Origin of the sequence: Isoptericola dokdonensis DS-3, from assembly GCF_001636295.1 — a bacterium.
In the GTDB taxonomy this organism is placed as follows: domain Bacteria; phylum Actinomycetota; class Actinomycetes; order Actinomycetales; family Cellulomonadaceae; genus Isoptericola; species Isoptericola dokdonensis.
Map to the genome: position 1 here is coordinate 1,229,817 of NZ_CP014209.1, position 24,715 is coordinate 1,254,531.

The following is a 24,715-nucleotide window of genomic DNA, read 5'->3' on the forward strand; positions in this document are numbered from 1 at the left end:
ATGCCCCGAAACCCGGCAGCATGTGGGAGCGTGTCCAGAACGCAGCGCCGCGGGACCCCGAGAACCTCCGCCGGGCCACGAGTGACGATCACCGACGTCGCCCGGGCCGCGGGTGTCTCGATCGCCGTGGTCTCCTACGCCCTCAACGGCCGCCCCGGCGTCTCCGACAGCACCCGCCGCCACGTCCTGCGGGTCGCCGACGACCTGGGCTGGCGACCGAACGCCGCCGCCCGGTCCATGCGCTCGGCCGTGGCGTCGAGCGTGGCGCTGCACACGCTCGACCCGCGCAGCGGCTCGCTCAGCCGCCCGGTCGCGCTGGAGCTGGCGGGTGGCCTGCGACCGCACCTCGGGACCACCGCGCTGGCCCTGGAGGTGCTCGCCGACCGGGCCGCGGGCGCCGCCGCGCTGGAGGCCGGGTGGACCGAGCGGCGGCACGCCGCGTTCGTCCTGCACGACCTGCTCCTGGACGACGCCCGGATGCGGGCCGCGGGTCGCGTGGGGGCACCGGTCGTCGCGGTGACTCCACCAGGGATCGGCACCGCCGGGGTGACGGACCCCGTCTGGTTCGCCGGGCACGCCGAGGCGGCCGTCGGCCGTTACCTCACCGACCTGGGGCACCGGAACTTCGCGCTGCTCGTCGACGACGCCCGCGCCGACGTGGCGCGCGCCCTGCACGAGGGTCTGCTGGACGCGACGGCGGGCCTGCGCGCGGCTGTCGAGGTCGTCGAGGTGTCGGGCGCTGCCGAGGCGGGCGCGGCGGCGGCGCGGCTGCTCGCCCGCACCGACCGGCCGACGGCGCTGGTGACGGACGGGGACGTCAGCGCGCTGGCGGTGCTGGAGTCGGCGCGGCACCGGGGGTTCCAGGTCCCGTGGGAGGTGTCGGTCGTGGCCGGGTCCGACGCGGAGACGTGCCGCCTGGTCGACCCGCAGCTCACCGCGGTGTCGCGGCCCTGGCGGGCGCTGGCGCCGGTCGTGGCGGCCGCCCTCGACCTGGGTACGACGCCGGAGGATCCGGCAGAGCAGCCGCCGGGCCCCACGGTGCCCACGGCCCGGCTGGTGATCCGGGGGACGACGGCGCCGCCGCCGTCGTCGTGACCGCCTAAACGTTTCGGGTGCTGCGGTGGGAGCGCAACCAGGGAACCGTGGTGGAGGTCGGGCGACGAGGCCCGACGCACGGGCAGCGCCGCCCGTGCCCCCGAAGCACCTGGAGGATCTCGTGCGATCACGATCCCGTCGCCCCCGCGACCGAGCGGCGGTCCGCCCGCTGGCCGTCGCCGCGACGCTCGCCCTGACCGCAGCACCGGTCGTCGCCGTCGCGTCGTCGGCGTCCGCGGCCGAGCGGGTCGACAACCCGTTCGTCGGGGCCGACCAGTACGTCAACTCCTACTGGGCGTCCAACGTCACCCAGGCCGCGGCCGAGGCCGGCGGCGAGCTCGGCGAGAAGATGCTCACGCTCACCGACACCCCGACCTCGGTGTGGATGGACCGCACCAGCGCGATCGAGGGCAACGTCGACGGTCCCGGCCTGCGGTACCACCTCGACGCGGCGCTCGAGCAGCAGCAGGGCAGCACCCCGATGGTGTTCAACCTGGTCATCTACAACCTGCCCGGCCGCGACTGCTACGCGCTCGCGTCGAACGGTCTGCTGCCCGCCACCGCCGCGGGCCTCGCCGAGTACGAGAACGAGTACATCGACCCCATCGCCGACATGCTGGCCGAGCCGCAGTACGCGGACCTGCGGGTCGTGGCCACCATCGAGCCGGACTCGCTGCCCAACCTCGTGACCAACATGAGCGAGCCGAAGTGCCAGCAGTCCGCGCCCTTCTACCGTGCGGGCGTCGCCTACGCGCTCGACCGGCTGTACGAGGCGGGCAACGTCTACTCCTACATCGACGCGGCCCACTCCGGCTGGCTGGGCTGGGACTCCAACGCGGGCCCCGCGGTCGACGTCTTCCACGAGGTCGTCACGAGCACGGACCACGGCTACGACACGGTCGCGGGCTTCGTCACCAACACGGCGAACTCCACCCCGCTGCACGAGCCGTTCCTCGAGGACACGACGTTCGGCTCGGGCGGCGGCACCCAGGTGCGCCAGGCCGAGTTCTACGAGTGGAACCGCGACTTCGACGAGCTCGACTGGACCGAGCACCTGTACTCGCTGGCCACGGCCGCGGGCTTCCCGTCGGACATCGGCATGCTCATCGACACCTCCCGCAACGGGTGGGGCGGCCCGGACCGCCCGACGGCCCCCTCGACCTCGACCGTGCTCAACACGTACGTCGACGAGACCCGTGTCGACCGCCGCACGCACCGCGGCGCCTGGTGCAACCCGGACGGCGCCGGCCTCGGCGAGCGCCCGACCGTCGCCCCGACGGACAACGCCGCCTCGCACCTGGACGCCTACGTGTGGGTCAAGCCGCCGGGCGAGTCCGACGGCGGGTCGACGGACATCCCGAACGACCAGGGCAAGGGTTTCGACCGCATGTGCGACCCGACGTTCAACTCGCCCAAGCTCGCGGGCAAGCTGACGGGCGCCAAGGCGGGTGCCCCGCTGGCCGGTCAGTGGTTCCAGGAGCAGTTCGAGATGCTCGTGGCCAACGCGTACCCGGCGATCGACGGCGACGGCGGTCCCGTCGACCCCGACACCCAGGCCCCGACCGCGCCGACCGGCCTCGAGGCCACGGCGAGCACGGCGACCTCGGTGGCGCTGAGCTGGGACGCCTCGACCGACGACACCGGCGTGACCGGCTACACCGTGCGCGTCGACGGCACCGTCGCCACGACGGCGGCCGGCACCTCGGCCACGATCACGGGCCTGACGCCGGACACCACCTACGAGGTGACCGTGACGGCCCGCGACGCGGCCGGCAACGTCTCGGCGGCGTCCGCGCCGCTGACGGTGACGACGTCGTCGGACGGCGGCGGTGGCGACACCCAGGCGCCGTCCGTCCCGACGGGCCTGGCGGCCGGTGACGTGACCACCTCCTCGGTGGCGCTGAGCTGGAACGCCTCGACCGACGACGTGGGCGTGACGGGCTACCGCGTGCTGCGCGGCGGCCAGGTGGTCGCGAACGTCACCGGCACGTCGGCGACGGTGACCGGCCTCGCGGCCGACACGGCGTACTCGTTCCAGGTCGTGGCCGTCGACGCGGCGGGCAACGCCTCGGCGGCGTCCGCGGCGCTGTCGGTCACCACCGACGAGGAGGCGAGCACCCCCGGCGGCGCGTGCACCGTGACGTACCAGGCGAACTCCTGGAACAACGGGTTCACCGGCAACATCACGCTGCGCAACGACTCGTCGGCGGCCGTGTCCGCCTGGGACCTCACGTTCTCGTTCCCGAGCGGTCAGCAGATCACCCAGGTGTGGTCGGCGCAGTTCACCCAGACCGGTTCGGCGGTGACCATCACCCCGGCGGCCTGGACGACGAGCATCCCGGCGGGCGGCTCGGTGTCGTTCGGCTTCAACGGGACGCACTCCGGCACGAACACGACCCCGTCGGACTTCGCGCTCGACGGCGTCGACTGCGACGTCGCCTGACGTCCCCTCGCTGCGGGGACCCACCCGGCCCACCGGGTGGGCCCCCGCAGCCCGTCGAGGGCGCCTGCGCCCTTCCCCCCTCTCCCGCGGCCGGGACGACCGAGTCCCGGCCGCGGGCTCCACCTCGCACGGAGGACATGATGCGCACGGAGTTCGAAATCGATTACCACAGCCGACGGGGCCGCAGCGTCGCCGCCCTGGCCACGACCGCCCTCGTCGCCGTCGCCGGGGCCGCACTCGTCGGGGGCGCCCTGACGCCCGCACAGGCCGCCGAGCCGACGTTCGAGCCCTGGCGGGACGCCGCCGACGACCACGGGATCACCGTGGGTTTCGCGCTGAGCCCCGGTCACCTGTCCGACCCCGGGTACCGGGCGATCGCGGAGCGGGAGTTCAGCCTCGTCGTCGCCGAGAACGCCATGAAGTGGGACGCCACCGAACCCACCCGGGGCTCGTTCTCGTTCGGCCAGGCCGACCAGGTCGCCGCGTTCGCCACGGCGAACGACGCCGACCTCTACGGCCACACGCTCGTCTGGCACTCCCAGCTCCCCGGCTGGGTGGAGAGCCTCACCGCCCCCGCCGACCTGCGCGACGCGATGTACGACCACATCGACGCCGTCGCGGGCCGGTACGCCGGGGACGTCGTCGCCTGGGACGTCGTCAACGAGCTCTGGAACGACGACGGCACCCGCCGCCCGAGCGTGTTCCAGCGGGTGCTCGGCGACGGCTACGTCGCCGACGCGCTCCGGCGCGCGCGGCAGGCCGACCCCTCGGCGAAGCTGTGCCTCAACGACTACAACACCGACGGCGTCAACGCGAAGTCGACGGCGATGTACGACCTGGTCGTGAGCCTGAAGGCGCAGGGCGCCCCGATCGACTGCGTGGGCTTCCAGTCCCACCTCATCGTCGGGCAGGTGCCGAGCACCTACCGGCAGAACCTGCAGCGGTTCGCCGACCTCGGCGTCGACGTGCGGATCACCGAGCTCGACATCCGCACCACCGTCCCGGCGTCGGCGAGCGCGCTCGCCCAGCAGGCCCGCGACTACCGCACCGTGGTCGAGGCCTGCCTGGCCGTGGCCCGCTGCGACGGTGTGACCGTCTGGGGGATCGACGACGGCCACTCCTGGGTGCCGGGCGTGTTCAGCGGCCAGGGTGCGGCGCTGCCGTGGGACGCGCAGTACCAGGCGAAGCCCGCGTACACGGCCGTCGCGGAGGCGCTCGGCGCGGCGGTCGAGGGCTCCCCGTCTCCCGACCCGACGCCGACCACCAGCCCCTCGCCCGATCCCACCGGAGAGCCCGGGACGACCTGTTCCGTGACCTGGGGGGTCAACGCCTGGAACTCCGGCTACACCGGGTCGGTGACGATCCGGAACACCGGCGGCACGCCGTGGACGTCCTGGACCCTGCGGGCGACGCTCCCGGGTGGGCAGTCGCTCCAGCAGGGCTGGTCGGCGCAGTGGGCGCAGTCCGGCTCCGTCCTGACGGCGACGAACGCCGCCTGGAACGGCAGCGTCCCGCCGGGCGGCACGGTGCAGGTGGGCTACAACGCCGGGCACTCGGGCGACACGTCCGCCCCGTCCGGGGTCACCGTGAACGGCACCACCTGCGGGTGACACGAGGGACTACCGGTGGCCGCGGCGACGCGGCCACCGGTTCACCCTCCGAATCGCCTCAAGTGGCGCGTGCGCACCCTCCGCAGGGTGGAGGCTGTGCCCATGACCACGCAGAACCTGGGCGACGGCCCCGTGCCGGCCCGAGGCGACGACGCCTCCGCACGACGTACCCCCTCCCGGCGGCCCGCCGCCCGCACCGCGGCCCGCCGCGCCACCACCACGGTGGCAGCCGGCACGGCCGCCACCCTTCTCGCGGCGTCGCTCGTCGCCGCGACGCCCGCCACGGCGGCGCCGCTCGCGGCAGCACCGCTGGCGACGGCCCCCGCCGCGGACTGCGCGGCGCCCTTCCCCGTCGGCGAGGTGACCAGCGGCGCGCCCGTCACCGGTCTCACGGTGAGCAAGGGCACCACGCCGCAGGAGTTCACCGGTGAGGTCCTCGGCGTGGTCGCCGACGGCATCGCCCCCGGTCTCGACCTGATCGTCGCCGAGCTCGACTCCCCCGCCATCGAGAAGGCCGGCGGGATCTGGCAGGGCATGTCCGGCTCGCCCGTGTACGCGCAGGACGGCCGCCTGATCGGTGCCATCGCCTACGGGCTCGCCGCCGGCAGCTCGCCCGTCGCCGGGATCACGCCTTTCGGGGACATGGCGCGCTACCTCGGCGGGGCCGGCGGCGGCTCCGCCCCGACCACGGTCAAGGTCGGCTCGACGATGGCGAACCGCATCGCCGCGCAGACCGACGCGACGCGCGCGGAGGCCGGTCAGGGCCTGCGCCAGCTCCCGATGCCCGTCGGCGTCGGCGGGATCAGCCTGGCCCGGGCCCAGAAGTCCGCGAAGGAGCGCGGCACGTCGATGATCGACGCGGACTCCTACCGCATCGGCCGGTCGAGCAGCGCCGCGGCCGCGAGCGTCGACTCCGTCGTCGCGGGCGGGAACGTCGCGGCCGTCCTGTCCCACGGTGACATCACGATGGCGGGCGTCGGCACCGTGACGTCCGTGTGCGGCTCCCGCATGGTCGCGTTCGGCCACCCCATGAACTGGTCCGGCCCGGCCCGGATGGGTCTCGCCGCGGCGGACGCCGTGTACGTCCAGGAGGACCCGCTCGGCGTCCCGTTCAAGGTCGCGAACGTCGGCGCGCTCGGCGGCACGATCACCGACGACCGGCTCGCCGGCATCGCGGGCACGTTCGGCGCGGCACCCGCCGCGGCCACGGTCACCTCGAAGGTGAGCTACCACGGCACGTCGCGCACCGGCACGACGAAGGTCCTCAACAAGGGCGTCCTCGGCGACGTCGCGTTCTTCGCGACGAACTCCAACCACGACCGGGTGGCGGACGGCTGGATCCGCGGGTCCCAGCGGCAGTCCTGGACCATCCGGGCCACCCACGCCGGCAAGCCCTACACGCTGCGCTACGCGGACCGGTACCGCTCGACGTACGACATCGGGTGGGAGGGCGTCTTCGACGTCTCGGCCGTCGTCCAGGCGCTGTCCGCGGCGCCCGGCACCACCGTCACCTCCGTGGTCCACGACGTGCGCACCAGCGACGACATGCGCACCTACCGGGTGGCGAAGATCGAGCAGCGCGTGCAGGGCCGGTGGGTCGACGTCACCGGCAAGCGGGCCAAGGTCAAGGGCGGCAAGGAGCTGAAGCTGCGCGTCACCCTCGCCGGGTCGGACGGCGTGACCCGCACCTTCCGGCACACGACGAAGGTCCCGAAACGCTACCGCGGTGACACCGGGTTCGTCGAGGTCGTCGGCGGGAACCTGTTCCAGGGCGAGTTCTTCGAGGTGCGGCCCTCGTTCGAGGCCGTGCGGACGGCGCTGCGCACCAACCAGGGCAACGACGAGGTCCGCCTCGCCCTGCAGGTCGGAACCGGCCGGACCGCGCTCCAGCGCACCACGACCACGGACCCGCTGCCCCGGGTCGTCGGCGGGTACAAGTCGGTGCGGGTCAAGGTCACCCGCTAGTCCCCCGGGGCGCCGGACCGTCGCCTAAACGGTTCGGCGCCCCGCCCTCCCTGTCAGGGTCGAAGCGCTTCACCTACGGTGGCTCGCGGGCACGGTGCCGTGCCCGCGGGCCACCGTCTGCGTGTGCGCCCCGCCGTCCGCACGAGGGAGTGACCACGGATGAGACGTCGACCCACCGTCGCCGCGCTGGCGACGACCGGGCTGTTCGCCGCGGGGGTGGGCGTCGCCGTCGCCCAGACCCCCGCCGCACCGCTCGGCACCATCACCGGCTCCGCCCCGACGAGCGTCGTGGCGGACTACGCCTGGGGCAACGTGGAGATCGTCGGGGGCGGGTTCGTCCCCGGCATCGTCTACAACGAGGGCGAGCAGGGACTCGTCTACGCCCGCACCGACATCGGCGGCGCCTACCGTCTCGACCAGGCCACCGGGCGCTGGGTACCGCTGCTGGACCACGTCGGCTGGGACGACTGGAGCTACTCCGGCGTGCTGTCGCTCGCCACGGACCCCGTCGACCCCGACAACGTCTACGTCCTGGCCGGCACCTACACGAACTCGTGGGACCCGAACGACGGCGCCGTGCTGCGCTCGCGGGACCGCGGCGAGACGTGGCAGAGGACCGTGCTGCCGTTCCAGGTCGGCGGGAACATGCCCGGGCGCGGCATGGGTGAGCGGCTCATGATCGACCCGAACGACCACCGGGTGCTCTACCTGGGCAGCGAGGGCGGCCACGGCCTGTGGCGATCCACGGACTCCGGCGTGACCTGGTCGGAGGTCACCAGCTTCCCGAACCCCGGCAACTACGTCGCCGACCCCGACGACACCGGCGAGTACGGCACCACCAACCAGGGCGTGCTCTGGACGGTGTTCGACGAGTCGTCCGGCACGGCGGGCTCCCCCACCCCGACGCTCTACGTCGGTGTCGCGGACAAGGAGAACAACGTCTACCGCTCCACCGACGCCGGGGCCACCTGGCAGCGGGTCGCCGGTCAGCCCACCGGGTTCCTCCCGCACAAGGCCGAGCTCGCCGACGGGCAGCTCTACGTGACGACGTCGTCCACCGGCGGCCCCTACGACGGCGGGCTCGGCGAGGTCTGGCGGCTCGACACCGCGTCGGGCACCTGGACCGACATCTCCCCCGTGCCGTCCGACAGCCCCGACGCCCACTTCGGCTACTCGGGCCTGTCCGTCGACCGGCAGGACCCGGACACGCTCGTCGTCACCTCCCAGATGTCGTGGTGGCCGGACAACCAGGTCTACCGGTCGACGGACCGCGGCGAGACGTGGAAGCCGATCTGGGAGTGGGCCGGGTACCCCGCCCGCACCAAGCACTACACGCTCGACGTCTCCGGCGCCCCCTGGCTGGACTTCGGCAGCGCGGGCACCGCGCCGGAGGACAGCCCGAAGCTCGGCTGGATGATGGAGTCGTTCGAGATCGACCCGTTCGACTCCGACGCCTTCCTCTACGGCACGGGCGCGACCGTCTACGGCGGCGAGAACCTCACCGCGTGGGACACCGGCGGGACCGTCGACATCTCCGTCAAGGCGCAGGGCATCGAGGAGACCGCGATCCAGGACCTCGTCGCCCCGCCCGGCGCCGTCGAGCTGGTCTCCGGGATGTACGACATCGGCGGCTTCGTGCACCACGACATCACGCAGGTGCCGGCGAAGTTCGCGTACACCCAGCCGTACCACTCGGGCGTCCTGAGCCTCGACGTCGCCTGGAAGAAGCCCGCCACGATGGTGCGCGTCGGCACCGGTGGCGACCAGTACCTGGGCGTGTCCACGTCGGACGGCGACTCCTGGTGGGCCGGGCAGCAGCCGAGCGGCGTGACCGGGCCGGGCAACGTCGCGATGTCCGCCGACGGCGCCACGATCGTGTGGAGCCCGGCGGGCACGGGCGTGCACCGCTCGACCACGCTCGGGTCGTCGTGGACCGCGTCCACCGGCGTCCCCGCGGGTGCCACCGTGCGGTCGGACAAGGAGGACCCGCAGGCCTTCTACGCGTTCTCCGGCGGCACGTTCTACACGTCGCGCGACGGCGGCGCGTCGTTCACGGCGTCCGCCGCGACGGGGCTGCCCGCCGCGGGCAGGCACCACGTCGAGACCGTCCCGGGCAAGGCCGGGCACGTCTGGGTCGCCGGCGGCGAGACCGACGACGTGTACGGCCTGTGGCGCTCGACCGACTACGGCGCGACGTTCACCCCGGTGGCGGGCGTGGAGGAGGGCGACACGATCGGCTTCGGCAAGGCCGCCGACGGTCACGACCACCCGGCGGTGTACACGTCGTCGAAGATCGACGGGGTACGCGGCATCTTCCGGTCCGACGACGCCGGGGCGACCTGGGTGCGGATCAACGACGACGCCCACCAGTACGCCTGGACGGGAGCCGCCATCACCGGCGACCCGGACGTCTACGGCCGGGTGTACGTCGGGACCAACGGTCGCGGGGTGATCGTCGGCGAGTTCGACGGCCTCCAGCCGACGCCCGGACCCACCCCGTCGGCGACCCCGACGGTCTCCCCCGACCCGTCACCGAGCCCGTCGACCACGCCCGACCCGTCACCGAGCCCGTCCACGTCGCCCACGACGCCGCCGGCGGGCAGCTGCGCGGCCACGTACACGGTCGTCGGCCGGTGGCCGGGCGGCTTCCAGGGCGAGGCGACGGTGCGGAACACCGGCGCGGCGCCCCTGTCGTCGTGGACGCTGACCTGGGCGTTCACCGGCGGGGAGACGCTCGTGCAGGGCTGGGGCGGCACCGTGTCCCAGACCGGCACCACCGCGACCGCCGCCGCGCCCGGCTGGCAGACCGACCTCGCCCCCGGCGCGTCGGCCACCGTCGGGTTCATCGGGTCCGGCACGCCCGGCCCCGTGACCGACCTGACCGCGAACGGTGAGGCCTGCACCACCACCTGAGCGCCACCCGGCGCACGACCACCGACGGCGCAGGCGGCTCGTCCCGCCTGCGCCGTCGGCGTGCACAGCGCCAGTCAGCGCAAGATCCGCCCAGTCAGCGCAGGATCCGCCCAGTCAGCGCAGGATCCGCCCTGTCAGCGCAGGATCCGCCCAGTCAGCGCAGGATCCGCCCAGTCAGCACAGCCCGGCGCGAGTCAGCGTGAACTTCGTTCAGTCAGCGCACGACGGCGCGAGTCAGCGCAGGATTCGCCCAGTCAGCATGAACTTCGCTCAGTCAGCGACCGTCGTCGGGCCAGTTCTGCGGATGCGGTGAGCGAGTTGGCTCGAGCTCCGTACCGCAACTGCAGCAGCTCGCCGGTGTGCGCAGCAGGGCGGATCTCCCGAGGTCGGACCACGCCCCGCCGTCGTGCGCTGACTGAACGAAGTTCACGCTGACTCGCGCCGATGAGCGCTGACTGAACGAAGTTCACGCTGACTCGCGCCCTCGTGCGCTGACTGAACGAGTTTCACGCTGACTCGCGTCAGTGAGTGCTGACTCGCGGACTCGTCAGCGACGACGGCGGAACTCGATCGGCTCCCCGACGAACTCACCGAACACGGCCCGCTCGTCGTCCGACAGCCGTCGCGGGCGCCCCGTGGCGGCGTCGATGAGGACGATGGTCGTCACGGCGCGCGTGTACGGCGCGGCCCCCGAGGCCGGACCCGTGCGCGCGAACCCGGCCGGGCCGCCGTCGTGCACCTCGTAGCAGACCTCCAGCGACGCCCCGCCGAGGGACCCGATCCACATCTCCACCCGCACCGGGTCGCGGGAGAAACCGAGGGGCCGCAGGTACTCGATCTGCTGCCCGGCGACCAGCGTGTGGCTCGTCGCGTGCGGGCCGGTGTCGAGGATCGCCGTCGGCCACGGGTCCTCCGCCTCCGGGTGCCGCCAGAACGCGGTGATGCGGGCGTCCTCCAGGAGCCGGAACATCGCGACGTTGTTGACGTGCTGGTAGGCGTCGAGGTCCGACCAGCGCAGGGAGACGGGCACGTGCAGGCGACTCATCCCCGCATCGTCGCACGTCCGGCCGTGCGGTCCGTGGGAGCGGCCGCCTCGGCGCGGGTCAGGACGCCGCGGTGCGGGCCGCCGTCCGGCAGGCCGACAGGGCGTCGAGCTCCTCGGCGACGGGGACGCGCACCTGCTCGACGGCGACCGCCACGACGGACTCCCGCAGGCGGCGCCGCACCCGCGCCGCGCGACGCCGCGCCCCGACGGCGCCGAGCAGGCGGCCCAGCAGGGCGAGCAGCAGCCCGGCGACGATCCCGCCGACGGCGAGCACGGTGGGCCACGGCACCTCGAACGTGCCGCCGCCCCACCGAGTGAGGTCGATCGTCAGGTCCGGGGTGAGCAGCGGCGGGAGCTGGAGGTAGGCGAGCAGCGCGTCGACGCCGAGCCAGGCCAGCCCGACCACGGCGGCGGCGAGCAGCAGCCACTGGAGGAACCCGACGGCCCGCCACCAGAACGGTCGGCGCGCCTCCTCCAGCCGGGTCGACGCGACCGCCAGGTCGAGGGCGTCGGGGAGCCGGTCGGTCGCGTCCGTGCCCTTCGCCCGGGCGGTCAGCACCCAGGCGTCGGGGGCTCCGGCCGTCACCTCGTCGACGTACGTGCGCACCGCCGTCGCCGTGGCCGCGCGCACGCTCGGCCGCGACTGCGGCAGCGACGTGTGCTGCAGGTCGGGGCGCTCGACGGGGACGCGCACCTCGTCGCGGCGCAGCCCGAGCCGACGCAGCGGGTCCTTGCGGAAGCGGGCGAACCAGCGGGTCACGGGCCAGCCGGTGGCGAGGTGGGCGTCGCGCCGCGCCGACCTGCGGACGGCCTCCACGACGGTGGTGACACCGGCGGCGTCCTCGAGGGCGTCGACCAGCGCGCCCTGGGCCCGGTCGGCGGCGCGGGCCGGGGGCGCGTCGCCGCACGCCGCCACGACCTCGCGGGCCACGGCCCGGGTGTCCGCGGCGAGGCGCGCCGTGGCGGCCTCGCGGCGGCGCGCGGCGTCCGCCAGCAGGCTCCGCAGCCGGTCCACGCCCTCGCCCGTGCGGGCGGACACGGCGAGCACGGTGGCGCCGGCGAGACCGTCGGCGGCGACGAGGCGGCGCAGGTCCTCCAGCACGGCGTCCCGCTCGGCCGGGGCGAGGCGGTCGGCGTGGTTCAGCGCCACCACGACGACGTCGCTGCGCCCGGCGAGCGGCCTCAGGTAGCGCTCGTGCAGGGCGGCGTCGGCGTACTTCTGCGGGTCTACGACCCACACCAGCAGGTCGGCGCGCTCCACCAGTCGCTCTGCGCGCACCCGGTGCTCGACGACGACGGAGTCGTGGTCGGGCAGGTCGAGCAGCACCAGGCCCGTCGTGATCCCGACCGGCGTGCGGGTGCGCCGCAGCAGGCCGGTGGCCGTGGGCGCCTCGTCGGACGGTTCCATCTCGTGGCGACGTGGCACGTCCAGCCAGTCGAGGAGCGCGTCGGCACCGTCGCCCCACACGGCCGCCAGCGCGTGCGAGGTCGTGGGGCGCCGCACGCCGGGCTCGGCGAGGTCGGCCCCGGCGACGGCATTGAGGACGCTGGACTTGCCGGACCCGGTCGCGCCCGCGAGCGCGGCGACCGTGTGCTCGGCGCTGAGGCCGCCACGCTCGCGCGCCCGGCCGACGACGGCCCGCGCGGACACCAGCAGCGCCGGGTCGAGGCGGCCCTCCCCGGCGGCGACCGCGGACTCGAGCGCGGTGGTGCGGGTGGCCAGGTCGGCGGGCTTCATGCGTCCTCCCCGCGGCGCCAACGCCGCCAGAACGGTGTGCGGCGCGGCGCCTCGGTGGCGTCGGTGGTCTCCGTGCCCGTGCCCGGCACGCGGGGCACGCCGTGCGGCCCGGTGGGCGGCCGGAAGGTCCCGGCGCCACGCAGCAGCCCACCGCTCCACGGCCGGGTGAGCCCGTCGTCGGAGGTCGGGCGCCGGGACCGCTCGGTGCGGGCGGCCTCCGCGACACCGGTGGCGGCGTCGCGCAGGCGGTCGCCGCGCACGTCGTCGGTGCCGAGGGCGTCGAGCTGGGCGGTGTACCGGGCGGCCTGCCCGCGCAGGACGGCGTCGACGCGGGCGGTGAGCCGTTCCTTCGCCTCGGCGGCGAGACGTCGGACGGCGTCGTCGCCGAACACGGCCTCGAGCAGCTTCTGGGCGGCGACGGCGGTGCCGCCCGCGATGCCGACCTCCAGGCCGGTGAGCCCGGCGGTGGAGGCGAAGACGACGATCATGAGGCTGACGCCGAGCGCGTTGAGGCCGAACGACAGCGCGCGGGCGGTGCCGCGGCGGGACTCGCCCTGCTCGCGCACCAGGGCGAGCACGTCGCCCTGCCAGGCACGGATCGCGGCGGCGACCTCGGGGCGCAGGTTCGGCGCGGTGCGGGACAGCTCCAGCCCGTCGAGCAGCCCCGCCCCGGCCGGGTCGCCGCGCCAGTCGGCGTAGGTGCGTTCCGCGGACTGCTCGGCGGCGTCGAGCACCACCGACTCCACCCCGTGGGCGATGGCCTGCTCGACCTGCGGCGCCTCCTTGGGCCTCCCGCGGAAGAACCGGCCGACGGCGTCCCGCACCTTGCCGACGCCCGCCTCCAGGGCGCGGAAGAACTCGCCGGTGCCGACGAAGTCCTGCCAGCGGGCCAGCACCTCGCCGCGCAGCAGCGCGCCGTCGGACGTCGCCGCCTCGACCTGGCGCAGCGCCTCGGCGTGGTGGCGCTCGACGGCGTCCCGCAGCCTGCCGTCCGCGGCCCGCTGGGCGTCGGCGGCGTCCGCGAGGGTGCCGGCGCGACGCACCAGGTCGTCGACGACGCCGTCGCGCGTGGCCGCGATGACGCGTGCCCGCGACTCCGGGTCGCCGCCGAGCCCCGACAGCCACGTCGCGAGCTCGCCGACGGCGGGCTCGGGCAGCAGGCCGTCGACCATGCCCTCGCCCGCCGACTCGGGGACGACGAACAGCGACGCGTCGCGCAGGCCGTGCTCGGTCATGAGTCGTCGCAGGTCGTCGGCGACCTCCTCGACGCCCGGGTCGACGCGGTCCAGGACCAGCGCCACCTGGGCCCGTCGCCCGGCGGCCGTGGTGAGCAGGTCCCAGGGGACGGCGTCGGCGTAGCGGGCGGCGGTGGTGACGAAGAGCCACAGGTCGGCCGCCCCGAGGAGCTGGGCGGCGAGGTCCCGGTTCGCCTCCTCCACGGAGTCCACGTCGGGGGCGTCCAGCAGGGCGAGGCCCTGGGGCAGGTTGCCGCTCGCCACGAGGCGCAGCGCCCGCGCGGAACCGTCGCGCGGAGCCTCGGCGTGCGACTCGACGCGGGCCAGTCCCGGCAGCACGCGGTCGCCGGTGAACCAGCGGCCGTCGAGCGGGTGGTGGACCAGCACTGGCGAGCGCGTGGTGGGGCGCAGCACGCCCGGCGTCGTGACCTGCTCGCCGAGCAGGGAGTTGACGAGGGTGGACTTCCCGGCGCCGGTGGACCCGCCGACGACGACCAGCAGCGGCGCTCGTTCCGCCCGCAGCCGCGGCAGCAGGTAGTCGTCGAGCTGGTCCGTGGCTCGCGCCAGGTCCGTCCGGGCGGCGTGGACGCCCGGGACGTCGAGCGGCAGACGCAGCGCACCGAAGCGGGCGCGCAGGGTGTCCAGGGCGTCCAGCAGGGCGGCGGTGCCGACGTCGGGGGTGAGAGCCGAGTTCGCGGAGACCTCGCCGACCGTGGGGTCGGACGGCTCGACGGGGTCGTCCTGCGGTCCGGTCTCGGTCATGTGCCCAGTCTGCACACATCGGACGTTCCGCGCAGGTACCCCCGGGCCGCCGTGTCGGGAGGTCGGGGCGTCAGGCACGCAGGCGGCGGCGCAGCCAGGCGATCCCCGCCGCACCCTGGGCGCGCTGGAACGCCCGCACGTGCGGGATGCCCGGCGGGTCCGGCTCCAGGGACCTCGCGACGAAGTAGCCGACCAGGGCCACCAGGACCGCCGTGACGGCGTCGTCGTCGGTGCCCGCCGGGAGCGGGTGGCGCGCCAGCACCTCCTCCGGCGCGGGGCCACCCTCCGCCTGGACGGCGGGCAGCATCCCGACCAGGTCGAAGAACGCGGCGCCACGGTTGGCGTACGGCCAGTCCACGGCGACGGCGCGCAGGTCGTCGCCGGGGCCGACGAGCACCGCGTTGTCCGCCCGCAGGTCGCCGTGGACCAGCGCACCCCCGCGGGCGGCCGCCGCCGCGTGCTCCTCGAGGGCCGCCAGGTCGTCGAGGTGCTCGACGAACCACGGGTCGTAGGTGGCGAGTCCCGGCGGACGGTCCGCTGCCAGGTCCGCCGTGCAGGTGACGTCGAGCTCGTCCGCGAGCTCGGGCAGCACACCCGGGGCGATCTCGACGGCACCGATCTCCCGGGCCAGGCGTGCGACGGCGCCGAGCTCGGGGCCGATCAGCGGCGTCCGCGGCGCGCGTCCGGGGACCGCGTCGAAGGCGACCGCGACCCAGCCGCCCTCGGTGCCGTCCGCCGGGACGTCCAGCACCCAGCGCGCCCGCGGGGCGGGCACGTCCGGTGGCAGCACCGACGACCGTTCGACCTCCTGGCGGTAGACGCGCGCCGAGAACTCCTCGGCCACGGGCACGGCCTTGACGAACACCGGGCCGGCGGCCGTGGAGAGGGTGGAGGCCAGCCCCGGCGAGTACCCGCCGTCGTGGCTGGTCGCCGCGGTGACGCGCGTGCCGAGCCGCGCCTCGACCGCGGCGCGGACGGACGGCGGCAGCTCGGACCAGGTGGGGCGACGACGCATCCACCGACCCTGGCCGTCCCGCGGTCGGGAGGGCAACCCCTTTCGGGCGGAGGAGGCGCCCACCTGGTCCCGAGCAGCACGACGCCCCCGGGACCGACGGGTCCCGGGGGCGTCGTGGCACCCGTGCCGGACGGTCAGTCGCGCGTGAGGCGACGGTAGGTGACGCGGTGCGGGCGCGCCGCGTCGGCACCGAGGCGCTCGACCTTGTTCTCCTCGTAGGACGCGAAGTTGCCCTCGAACCAGTACCAGTTCGCCGGGTCCTCCTCGGTGCCCTCGTAGGCGAGGATGTGCGTGGCCACACGGTCGAGGAACCACCGGTCGTGGGAGACCACGACGGCGCAGCCGGGGAACTCCAGCAGGGCGTTCTCCAGGGAGCCGAGGGTCTCGACGTCGAGGTCGTTGGTGGGCTCGTCGAGCAGCAGCAGGTTGCCGCCCTGCTTGAGGGTGAGCGCCAGGTTGAGGCGGTTGCGCTCGCCGCCGGACAGCACGCCCGCGGGCTTCTGCTGGTCCGGGCCCTTGAAGCCGAACGACGCGACGTACGCGCGCGACGGGATCTCGACGTTGCCGACCTTGATGAAGTCGAGGCCGTCGGAGACGACCTCCCACAGGGTCTTCTTCGGGTCGATGCCACCGCGCGACTGGTCGACGTAGGAGATCTTCACGGTCTCGCCGACCTTGAGCTCGCCGCCGTCGAGCGGCTCCAGGCCCACGATCGTCTTGAACAGCGTCGTCTTGCCGACGCCGTTCGGGCCGATGACACCGACGATGCCGTTGCGCGGCAGGGTGAAGCTCAGACCGTCGATGAGCTGGCGGTCGTCGAAGCCCTTCTCGAGCTTCTCCGCCTCCAGGACCACGCTGCCCAGGCGCGGGCCCGCGGGGATCTGGATCTCCTCGAAGTCGAGCTTCCGCGTCCGCTCCGCCTCGGCCGCCATCTCCTCGTAGCGGGCCAGACGCGCCTTGGACTTGGTCTGGCGGCCCTTCGCGTTCGACCGCACCCACTCGAGCTCGTCCTTGAGGCGCTTGGCGAGCTTGGCGTCCTTCTTGCCCTGGACGGCCAGACGCTCCTGCTTCTTCTCCAGGTAGGTGGAGTAGTTGCCCTCGTACGGGTAGAGGCGGCCGCGGTCGACCTCGCAGATCCACTCCGCGACGTGGTCGAGGAAGTACCGGTCGTGGGTGACGGCGAGGATCGCGCCGGGGTAGGTCGCCAGGTGCTGCTCGAGCCACAGCACGGACTCGGCGTCCAGGTGGTTGGTGGGCTCGTCGAGGAGCAGCAGGTCGGGCTTCTCCAGGAGCAGCTTGCACAGCGCGACGCGGCGGCGCTCACCACCGGACAGCACGGACACGTCGGCGTCCGGCGGCGGGCAGCGCAGCGCGTCCATCGCCTGCTCGAGCTGGGAGTCGAGGTCCCACGCGTCGGCCGCGTCGATGGCCTCCTGGAGCTCGCCCATCTCGCCCATCAGCGCGTCGAAGTCGGCGTCGGGCTCCGCCATGAGCGCGGAGATCTCGTTGAAGCGGTCGATCTTCGCCTTGATCGGCCCGACCGCCTCCTCGACGTTGCCGAGGACCGTCTTCTCCTCGTTCAAGGGCGGCTCCTGCAGCAGGATGCCCACCGAGTAGCCCGGGGACAGCCGCGCCTCGCCGTTCGACGGCTGGTCGATGCCCGCCATGATCTTGAGGATCGTCGACTTGCCGGCACCGTTGGGGCCGACGACGCCGATCTTCGCGCCGGGCAGGAAGTTCAGCGAGACGTCGTCGAGGATGACCTTGTCGCCGTGCGCCTTGCGCGCCTTGTACATGGAGTAGATGAACTCAGCCACTGGCTCTGTTCCACCGTTCGATCGCGCTACGAGTGAGGGATTGCGGGGCGGCCGGGCCGGGGTCCCGGCGGGCGCCCGGTCCCCCAGCCTACGCGACCTCCCCCGTCAGGCGTCGACCAGGACCCGGTCGGGCGCCGGGTCGTCCTGCGCGGCGTCCGGCTCGCCCGGGGCGTCTCCGGGGGCGTCTCCAGGCGCGTCGCCCGGGGTGTCGCCCGGGTCGGCGGCCCACGGGTCGTCCGTGACCGCTCCGCCGGGGCCATGCCAAGGGTCGGACCCCGGACCCTGCGGGCCGCGCCCCGCCCCGGCCTCGCCCTCGGAGGCCTCGACCCGCACCCGCGCGAAGCGCGTGACGCCCCGGGTGGCGTCCGGTCCGACGGCGTCGGCCTCCACCACCAGGCTGCACCGCTCGCGTCCGTCGCGGTCCGTCCACTCGTCGGTGGAGAGCCGCCCGACGACCACGACGGGCTGGCCCTGCACCAGCGACTCCGACACGGTGCGGGCCGCGGCCCGGAACGCCTTGACCGTGAACCACGTGGTCGCCCCGTCGCGCCACTCGCCGCTGCGGGGGTCGCGCACCCGCCGGGTGCTCGCCACCCGGAAGCTGGTCCACGGCACCTGGTTGGCCGACAGGTGCAGCTCGGGCGTCGTCCCGACGTACCCGGTCACCGTCACGCTGGCCTCGCTCATCGCGTCCTCCTGGGTTCCCGCGGCCGGCCGTGCGCCGGTCGCGGGTCCAGGGTCAGACGGCGGCGTCGGCCCTGTCCTGCCCGGAACCTCCGGCTGTGGACGACGCGGAGGTGTCCGCCCCGGTGGGCAGCCGCAGCGCCCCGGTCAGCGGCCGCGCCGCCGTCTCCTCGCGGGCGGCCAGGGCCGACTCGCGCACCTGGCGCTGCTCCCCCAGGATCCGCTGCGTCGGCTCGCCCAGCCGTGCGACGAGCACCCGGCGCACCGCCGCCCGGCCGTCCTCGCGCACCTGCGCCGTGCGCCGGGACGCCAGCCGCCGCCGCAGCGACGTCCGCGCCGCCGCCAGGACCCCGGCGGCGACGACCAGCACCACGCCCGCCACGGTCACCACGACCCCCCAGGGGTCGTCCAGCGGGACCACGCCCAGCAGGGCGAGCACCCCGACGACCGCGAGCACCGCGCCCACGGCGAGGCACGCCCACGACGCGCGCCGCAGGAGCCGCGACGACGCCGGGCCCCGCACGTCGAGGTCCACGTCGCGCAGCGCCGCCGTGACGTCGGCGCGCAGGGCGTCCGACCCCGCGACCGCCTCGGCGAGCGAACGCTGCCAGCCGGGCCGCAGCGCGGCCCCCGCGCGGGTGAGCCACCGCGCGCGGGACAGCGCGATCGCGTCGCGGTCGGGCGCGGGCAGGTCCGGGGCGCCGTACCCGTTGCGCACCGCCGCGCCGACCTGGTTGGCGACCTGGTCGAGACCGGTGGCCTCGACGACGGGCTCCAGCTCGCGGTCGACGGCGGCGTCGAGCTGCCACGGCGTATCGGAGGGCACCTGGGCGAGCAGCGCGACGGCCGCCGAGTCGAGCTCCGCCGCCGCACGGCCGGCCGCCACGGAACGCCGCTCGCACGCCTCCTCGAGGATCTCGCGCACGCGCGCCACGCCCTCGCCGGTGCGCGCCGACACCGGCTGGACGTGCACGCCCTCCAGCCCGTCGTCGGCGAGCAGCCGGTCGAGGTCCTCGACGAGGTTCTGCCGCTGGGTCTCCGGGACGGTGTCGACCTGGTTGAGCAGCACCACCATCGACGACTCGGACCCGACCTGCGCCCGCAGGTAGCCCGAGTGCAGGGCGTCGTCGGCGTACTTCTGCGGATCCACGACCCACACCAGCAGGTCGACCAGCGGCAGCACGCGGTCCACGACCTCGCGGTGGGCGGGCTCGACGGAGTCGTGGTCGGGCAGGTCGAGCAGCACGAGCCCGGACAGCGCGCCCGCACCGTCGCCCTCGAGGTCCTCGCTGTGCGCGATGCGGCGCTCGCGGTCGACGCCGATCCAGTCGAGCAGGGCCTCGGCCTCGGCCGACCACGAGCAGGCCGTCACGCGCGCCGTGGTGGGGCGCTTGACGCCGACGTCGGCGAAGGACAGCCGCGACACCTTGTTGAACAGGCTCGACTTGCCCGAGCCGGTGCCGCCGGCGAGCGCGACCACCGTGTGGTCGACGCCGAGCGCGAGCCGCTGCCGCACGCCCTCCACGGCGGCGGCGACCCGGCGTGCGGTCGCCCCGTCGAGGCGGGGGCCTGCCAGGTCGAGGGCGGAGGCCAGCGCGTCGGTGCGGGCCTGCAGGGTGGCGTCGTGCGAGGTCGTCATGTGAGCCTCCTCAGCTCGGCGAGCCGCAGGCGCAGCGCGGCGGCGGCGTCGTCCGCCAGGTCGGGTGCGTCGAGGGCGGCGTGCACGGCCGCGACCTCGTCGTCGACGACGGTCTCCGCGCGGGCCGCGAGGTCCTCCCGCAGCCAGGTGACGTCGTCGGCGAGCCCGCCGGGCACCACCCGGCCCAGCAGCCGGACGGCGTCGTCGCTGCCGGCGGCGGCGGCGAGCAGGAGGGTCGCGAGCCCGCGGTCCCCGAACGCCTTCGCGGCGGCGGCCACCGGTGCGGACGGCGCGGCCGCCAGCGCGGTGACACGCTCGTCGCCGCCCGCGGTCCACGCCGCGACGGTCGCCGGGACGGCGGCCTCCCGCGCGGCGACCCGCTCGGCCTCGACGGGGGTGACGTGGCTCCCGCCGGGCGGTCCGGTCGGGCCGGTGAGCACGCCCCGCAGCCGGTCCTCGACGCGGGCGCCGGAGGCGGTGAGGGTGCGCGCCGCGGCTCCCGCGACGTCGTCGCGCAGCACGTCCAGGGCGGCGGACCTGGTCCGGCCCCGGCGCCGTGTGCTGCGCACCCGGTCGCCCTTGACGGTGATCCGGTCGATGCCGACCGTGCCGGACAGCTCGCGCCAGCGCGACTCGACCGACGCCCCGGCCACGACCCCGGCGAGCACCGCGTCCCGGGCGAGCTTGCGGGCGGCGGGGATCTCGGCGTCGACCACCCTGCGCAGCGCGTCGACCGCCTCGCCCTGGTGCTCGACCGCGTCGGCGAGCGTGGTCACCCAGGCGGGCAGCGCGTGCAGCGACCCCTTGAGGGTGCGCACGACCACCGCCCGCGACCGCTCCGGCCCGGCGAGCATGGTGAGCCACCGCTTCACGGGCGCCACCACGGACTCGTCCAGCAGGCCCTCGTGCGGGCCGACGTCGGGCACGACGAACAAAGGGGTGTCGGTCATGCCGTGGGAGCGCAGCCGCTCCATGAGGTCGCCACGGATCGTCGGCAGGTTCTCCTTCGGCACCCGGTTGAGCACCATCGCCACGGACGCGCCGCGCTCGGTGGCGCGGGACAGCGCCTGCCACGGCAGGGCGTCGCCGTACCGCGAGGCGGTGGTGACGAACAGCCACAGGTCCGCGCCCTCGAGGAGCTGGTGCGCCGTGGAGCGGTTCCCCTGGTCGAACGAGTCGAGGTCGGGCGCGTCGAGCAGCGCGGTGCCACGCGGCACCCCGGCGTGGTGGATCACGCGGGACAGCTCGGTCGCCGGGCCGTCGGCGATCACGTCGGCGTCGGCGGGGTTGAACGCGAGCACCGGCTCGCGCGTGGTGGGGCGCAGCACGCCCGCCGCGGACACCTCCTCGCCGAGCAGCGAGTTGTACAGGGTCGACTTGCCCGCCCCCGTGGAGCCCGCCACCACGACGACGGCGGGCGAGCTGAGCTCGCGCAGCCGCGGCAGGAGGTGCTCGTCGAGCTGGGCGAGCAGGCGGTCCCGCGACGCGGTGGCCTCCGCGGCGCCGTCGACGGGCAGCGGGAGGCGGACGTCGGCCACGTCACGGCGCAGGTCGCGGGCGACGTCGTGGACCGTGAGGCCGATCTCTCCGGCCGCGTCCGCGTCCGCACGCCCGCCGAGCAGGCGGCCGGAACGAGGGGTGGTTGTCACGCGCTCATCCTGGCGCGCCGATGCGCCTGTGCCAAACGCGCGCGCCGCGCGGGTCCGCACCAGGTCGCGGTTCAGTGCTCGTCGGCGCCCGGCGCGGGCCGGCCGTTCTCCCGCTCCCACGCGTCGAGCTGCTGGGTGAGCGCCCGGGCGAGCTCGAACACCTGCTGCGGCGGGATCCGCACCCGGGACACGACGCGGGCCGGCATGACCCGCCCGCCGGTCTGCTCCCCCGAGGCGGGGTCCACCACGGCCTTGGCGGGGGACTTGGCGGCGACGAAGTCCAGGACGAACGACGTGGACGTGTGCCACACGGAGGCGAAGTCGGCGGGGACGCCCGTCTCGTGCTCGGTGGGGAGGTCGATCTGGAGCTTCATCTCAGCGCCGGTCATGGCGGTCCTCTCACGGGCGGCAGGGGCCCCTCGACCGTACCGCCGTCCCGGGCCCGGCGGGTGTGGTGCCCCCGGCAGGACTCGAACCTGCAACCGACGGATTAGAAGGCCGTTGCTCTATCCATTGAGCTACGGAGGCGCAGGGTCATCGTAGTCACCCGTCGACGGCGTCCCGCGCCGTCGCCGCGCCCCGGTCGCCTGCCGTGACGGCACGCAGCCGCAGGGCCAGCAGCCCGCAGACCAGGCACACCGCCGCGTTGACGAGCACGAGGACCCGATGGTCGACGACGGCGAGCGCGGCGGCCCCGGCCAGCGTCACCAGGACGCCGGGCAGGTTCAGCACGACGTGGCTCGCGGCGCCGACGCGCCCCTGGAGCCGGGCGGGGGTCATCACCTGACGCTCGGTGACGAACGCGACGACCGACGACGTGACGGAGAACCCGACGACCCCCATCGCGACGACGGCGGCCACCACGCTCGAGGAGGCGAGCGGCACGAGGCCGACCCCGAGGCCGAGCAGCCCGGCGGTGAAGACGGGCAGGCGGCCCCACCGCAGCATGAGGCGCCCGGCCAGCAGGCCGGCGACGAGCCCGGCCACCCCCTGGAACGTGGTGAGCGGGCCGAGCAGGGCGGCGTCGAGCCCGAGGTGGTCGAGGATCGCGAACGCGACGGCGTTGACGAGGCCGACGGCGGCGAGCGCCCCGAGGATGGTCCAGGTCATCCCGCCCAGCGGCGGGGTGGAGAACAGGTGCCGGAACCCGTCGAGCGCCTCGTGCCAGAACCCGGCGCCCTCGTCGTCGGTGGCGACGGACTCCGTGAGGCGCACGCCCGCGAACACGGCGGCCGCGCCGAGGAACGCGACGATCGCGGCGGCCACCAGCGGCCCGGGGCCGGTCCACACGTACACGGCGGCGCCGAGCAGCGGCATGGAGATGCGGAACACCTGGTCGATGGCGGCGAGCCGACCGTTGGCGAAGCCGAGGGACTCGTCCGGCAGCAGGTCCTTGAGGAGCCCGGACTGGCAGGCCGCGGTGACGTAGGCGACGGTCGCGTAGACCACGGCGACCACGTAGACGAGCCACACGTGCGACGCCTGCGAGACCCAGAACAGCGGGACGAGCACGGCGGCGCCGGCCACGTACGTCCACACGAGCATCCGCCGTCGCGAGACGCGGTCGGCGAGGCGGCCGAGGAAGGGCGCGACGAACGCGGGCGCCCCGAAAACGGCGAAGGTCGCGCCGCCGAGCGCGGCGCTGCCCGTGAGGTCGGTGACCCAGACCGCGAAGATCAGCGACAGGACGGAGTCCGCGAAGTTGGTCAGCGCCCAGCCCGCGGTGAGGACGCGGAACGTCGTCGTACGCAGCGCGGCCGCGGGTGAAGTCACCGGCACACGGTACCGGCCGGGCGCGCGGCACCTCCGCAGAAGAAGGGGAGGAAAAGGCCGTGCACCACGACCCCTCCCTCCTCCATCCTGGAGGCTCACCGCGGTGACGTCCGTCCGACCTCCGGACGGTCGGGTGGTCCCTGGCCCGGACCGACAAGACCCACGTCACGAAGGAACACTCCCATGCACACCCTGGAATCGATGGCCCTGTACCGGGTCGTCCACGAGGACCGGGTGGCGGACGTCGAGCGCGAGCGCCGGTACCGCGAGGTCCGCCGCTCCGCCCGCCGTCCCCGCCCGCCGACCGACCCTCGGCCCACCGTCCGCCACCTGTGGTGGCACGGTGCCGTCGAGCGGCTGCACCACCTGTGGTCGCCACGCCACGACGACGCCGTGTCCCGGCACGTCGGGGCGCGGAACGTAGGCTGAGGCCCGTGAGCCCGAGCAACCCGAACGACCGCATCGTGTGGATCGACTGCGAGATGACCGGCCTGGACACCCGCGCGGACGCGCTGGTGGAGGTCGCCGCCGTCGTCACCGACTCCGAGCTGAACGTCCTCGGGGACGGTGTCGACGTCGTCATCAGGCCCCCGGCGCCGGCGCTGGAGCAGATGAACGACCTCGTGCGCGACATGCACACCACGTCCGGGCTGCTCACCGAGCTCGACGCCGGCACGACCCTCGCCGACGCCGAGGCGCGGGTGCTGGAGTACGTGCGCGAGCACGTGCCCGACCCCCGCAAGGCGCCCCTGGCGGGCAACTCGGTCGGCACCGACAAGATGTTCCTCGACCGGGACATGCCGGAGCTGGTCGAGCACCTGCACTACCGGATCATCGACGTGTCCTCCGTCAAGGAGCTGGCACGCCGGTGGTTCCCCCGCGTCTACTTCGCGGCCCCGGCGAAGGACGGCGGGCACCGCGCGCTGGCGGACATCCTGGAGTCCATCGACGAGCTCCGCTACTACCGCGAGGCCCTGTTCGTGCCGCAGCCCGGCCCGGACACGAAGACCGCGCGTGCGGTCGCGGCGCGCGTCAAGGAGACGTCCGTCACCAAGCCCGCGGTGACGTCCTGACGATGTCCTGATCACGTCGGGGAGCATGTACACTTTTCGACGGCCCGGTCCTTCGGTTCCGGTCCGTCCCCTGGTGCTCGAGGGCAGGCCCTGACAGCACCGTGGTGGCTATAGCTCAGTCGGTAGAGCGCCTGGTTGTGGTCCAGGAGGTCGCCGGTTCAAGCCCGGTTAGCCACCCCACGAGCTCGAGGCCCGGACGTCCGCGTCCGGGCCTCGAGCCGTCTCCGGCACCGGCACCGGACCTGTTTCGCGGCACGCC

At 74.6% G+C, this 24,715-nt stretch carries 17 protein-coding genes and 2 tRNA genes; 8 read left to right on the forward strand and 11 right to left on the reverse strand.

Annotated features, from left to right (window positions below):
• Nucleotides 1–81 precede the first annotated feature (81 nt).
• From I598_RS05830 to I598_RS05850, 5 genes are all read left to right on the forward strand, one after another.
• Complete coding sequence (locus I598_RS05830) at nt 82–1,095, forward strand: LacI family DNA-binding transcriptional regulator (RefSeq protein ID WP_198155761.1); 1,014 nt, start codon at nt 82–84, stop codon at nt 1,093–1,095.
• Between the two features lie 121 nt (nt 1,096–1,216).
• Nucleotides 1,217–3,538: a glycoside hydrolase family 6 protein gene (locus tag I598_RS05835; RefSeq protein ID WP_083973549.1), complete on the forward strand. Its 2,322-nt coding sequence runs from the start codon at nt 1,217–1,219 to the stop codon at nt 3,536–3,538.
• A 140-nt stretch (nt 3,539–3,678) separates the two neighbouring features.
• Nucleotides 3,679–5,148 (forward strand): glycoside hydrolase family 10 protein, encoded by a 1,470-nt coding sequence (locus I598_RS05840; protein WP_083973550.1) that lies wholly within the window; start codon nt 3,679–3,681, stop codon nt 5,146–5,148.
• A 102-nt stretch (nt 5,149–5,250) separates the two neighbouring features.
• Nucleotides 5,251–7,113: a SpoIVB peptidase S55 domain-containing protein gene (locus I598_RS05845; protein WP_068202078.1), complete on the forward strand. Its 1,863-nt coding sequence runs from the start codon at nt 5,251–5,253 to the stop codon at nt 7,111–7,113.
• A 159-nt stretch (nt 7,114–7,272) separates the two neighbouring features.
• Complete coding sequence (locus I598_RS05850) at nt 7,273–10,026, forward strand: cellulose binding domain-containing protein (protein WP_068202080.1); 2,754 nt, start codon at nt 7,273–7,275, stop codon at nt 10,024–10,026.
• A gap of 547 nt (nt 10,027–10,573) precedes the next feature.
• Here the strand turns inward: I598_RS05850 and I598_RS05855 are convergent.
• From I598_RS05855 to I598_RS05905, 11 genes are all read right to left on the reverse strand, one after another.
• Nucleotides 10,574–11,071, reverse strand: a complete 498-nt coding sequence (locus tag I598_RS05855; protein WP_068202081.1) for an acyl-CoA thioesterase — start codon at nt 11,069–11,071, stop codon at nt 10,574–10,576.
• Between the two features lie 58 nt (nt 11,072–11,129).
• Nucleotides 11,130–12,809 carry a GTPase gene (locus I598_RS05860; RefSeq protein WP_068202084.1) on the reverse strand — a complete coding sequence of 560 codons (1,680 nt, stop codon included), beginning with the start codon at nt 12,807–12,809 and terminating at the stop codon, nt 11,130–11,132.
• Complete coding sequence (locus I598_RS05865) at nt 12,806–14,806, reverse strand: dynamin family protein (RefSeq protein ID WP_083972934.1); 2,001 nt, start codon at nt 14,804–14,806, stop codon at nt 12,806–12,808. The genes I598_RS05860 and I598_RS05865 overlap by 4 nt, the downstream gene beginning before the upstream one ends.
• 70 nt (nt 14,807–14,876) lie before the next feature.
• Nucleotides 14,877–15,821: an aminoglycoside phosphotransferase family protein gene (locus I598_RS05870; RefSeq protein ID WP_068202085.1), complete on the reverse strand. Its 945-nt coding sequence runs from the start codon at nt 15,819–15,821 to the stop codon at nt 14,877–14,879.
• Between the two features lie 134 nt (nt 15,822–15,955).
• Nucleotides 15,956–17,638 (reverse strand): energy-dependent translational throttle protein EttA, encoded by a 1,683-nt coding sequence (gene ettA / locus I598_RS05875; RefSeq protein WP_068202087.1) that lies wholly within the window; start codon nt 17,636–17,638, stop codon nt 15,956–15,958.
• 105 nt (nt 17,639–17,743) lie between these two features.
• Nucleotides 17,744–18,325, reverse strand: a complete 582-nt coding sequence (locus I598_RS05880) for a single-stranded DNA-binding protein (RefSeq protein ID WP_068202090.1) — start codon at nt 18,323–18,325, stop codon at nt 17,744–17,746.
• Nucleotides 18,326–18,377: 52 nt separating this feature from the next.
• Nucleotides 18,378–19,961: a GTPase gene (locus I598_RS05885; RefSeq protein WP_068202092.1), complete on the reverse strand. Its 1,584-nt coding sequence runs from the start codon at nt 19,959–19,961 to the stop codon at nt 18,378–18,380.
• Nucleotides 19,958–21,610, reverse strand: coding sequence for a GTPase (locus I598_RS05890; RefSeq protein ID WP_068202094.1), 1,653 nt, complete (start codon nt 21,608–21,610; stop codon nt 19,958–19,960). Before I598_RS05890 ends, I598_RS05885 begins: the two co-directional genes overlap by 4 nt.
• Before the next feature lie 71 nt (nt 21,611–21,681).
• Nucleotides 21,682–21,999 (reverse strand): DUF3467 domain-containing protein, encoded by a 318-nt coding sequence (locus I598_RS05895; protein WP_068202096.1) that lies wholly within the window; start codon nt 21,997–21,999, stop codon nt 21,682–21,684.
• 63 nt (nt 22,000–22,062) lie between these two features.
• A tRNA-Arg gene (locus tag I598_RS05900) sits at nt 22,063–22,138 on the reverse strand.
• Between the two features lie 15 nt (nt 22,139–22,153).
• Nucleotides 22,154–23,383, reverse strand: coding sequence for an MFS transporter (locus tag I598_RS05905; protein WP_068202098.1), 1,230 nt, complete (start codon nt 23,381–23,383; stop codon nt 22,154–22,156).
• Nucleotides 23,384–23,566: 183 nt separating this feature from the next.
• Here I598_RS05905 and I598_RS05910 point away from each other — a divergent pair, with 183 nt between their 5' ends.
• The 3 genes from I598_RS05910 (at nt 23,567) to I598_RS05920 (ending at nt 24,636) form a co-directional block, all read left to right on the forward strand.
• Nucleotides 23,567–23,812 (forward strand): hypothetical protein, encoded by a 246-nt coding sequence (locus tag I598_RS05910; protein ID WP_068202100.1) that lies wholly within the window; start codon nt 23,567–23,569, stop codon nt 23,810–23,812.
• Between the two features lie 5 nt (nt 23,813–23,817).
• Nucleotides 23,818–24,456, forward strand: coding sequence for an oligoribonuclease (gene orn, locus I598_RS05915; protein ID WP_083972938.1), 639 nt, complete (start codon nt 23,818–23,820; stop codon nt 24,454–24,456).
• A gap of 104 nt (nt 24,457–24,560) precedes the next feature.
• Nucleotides 24,561–24,636 (forward strand) — tRNA-His (locus tag I598_RS05920).
• Nucleotides 24,637–24,715 lie beyond the last annotated feature (79 nt).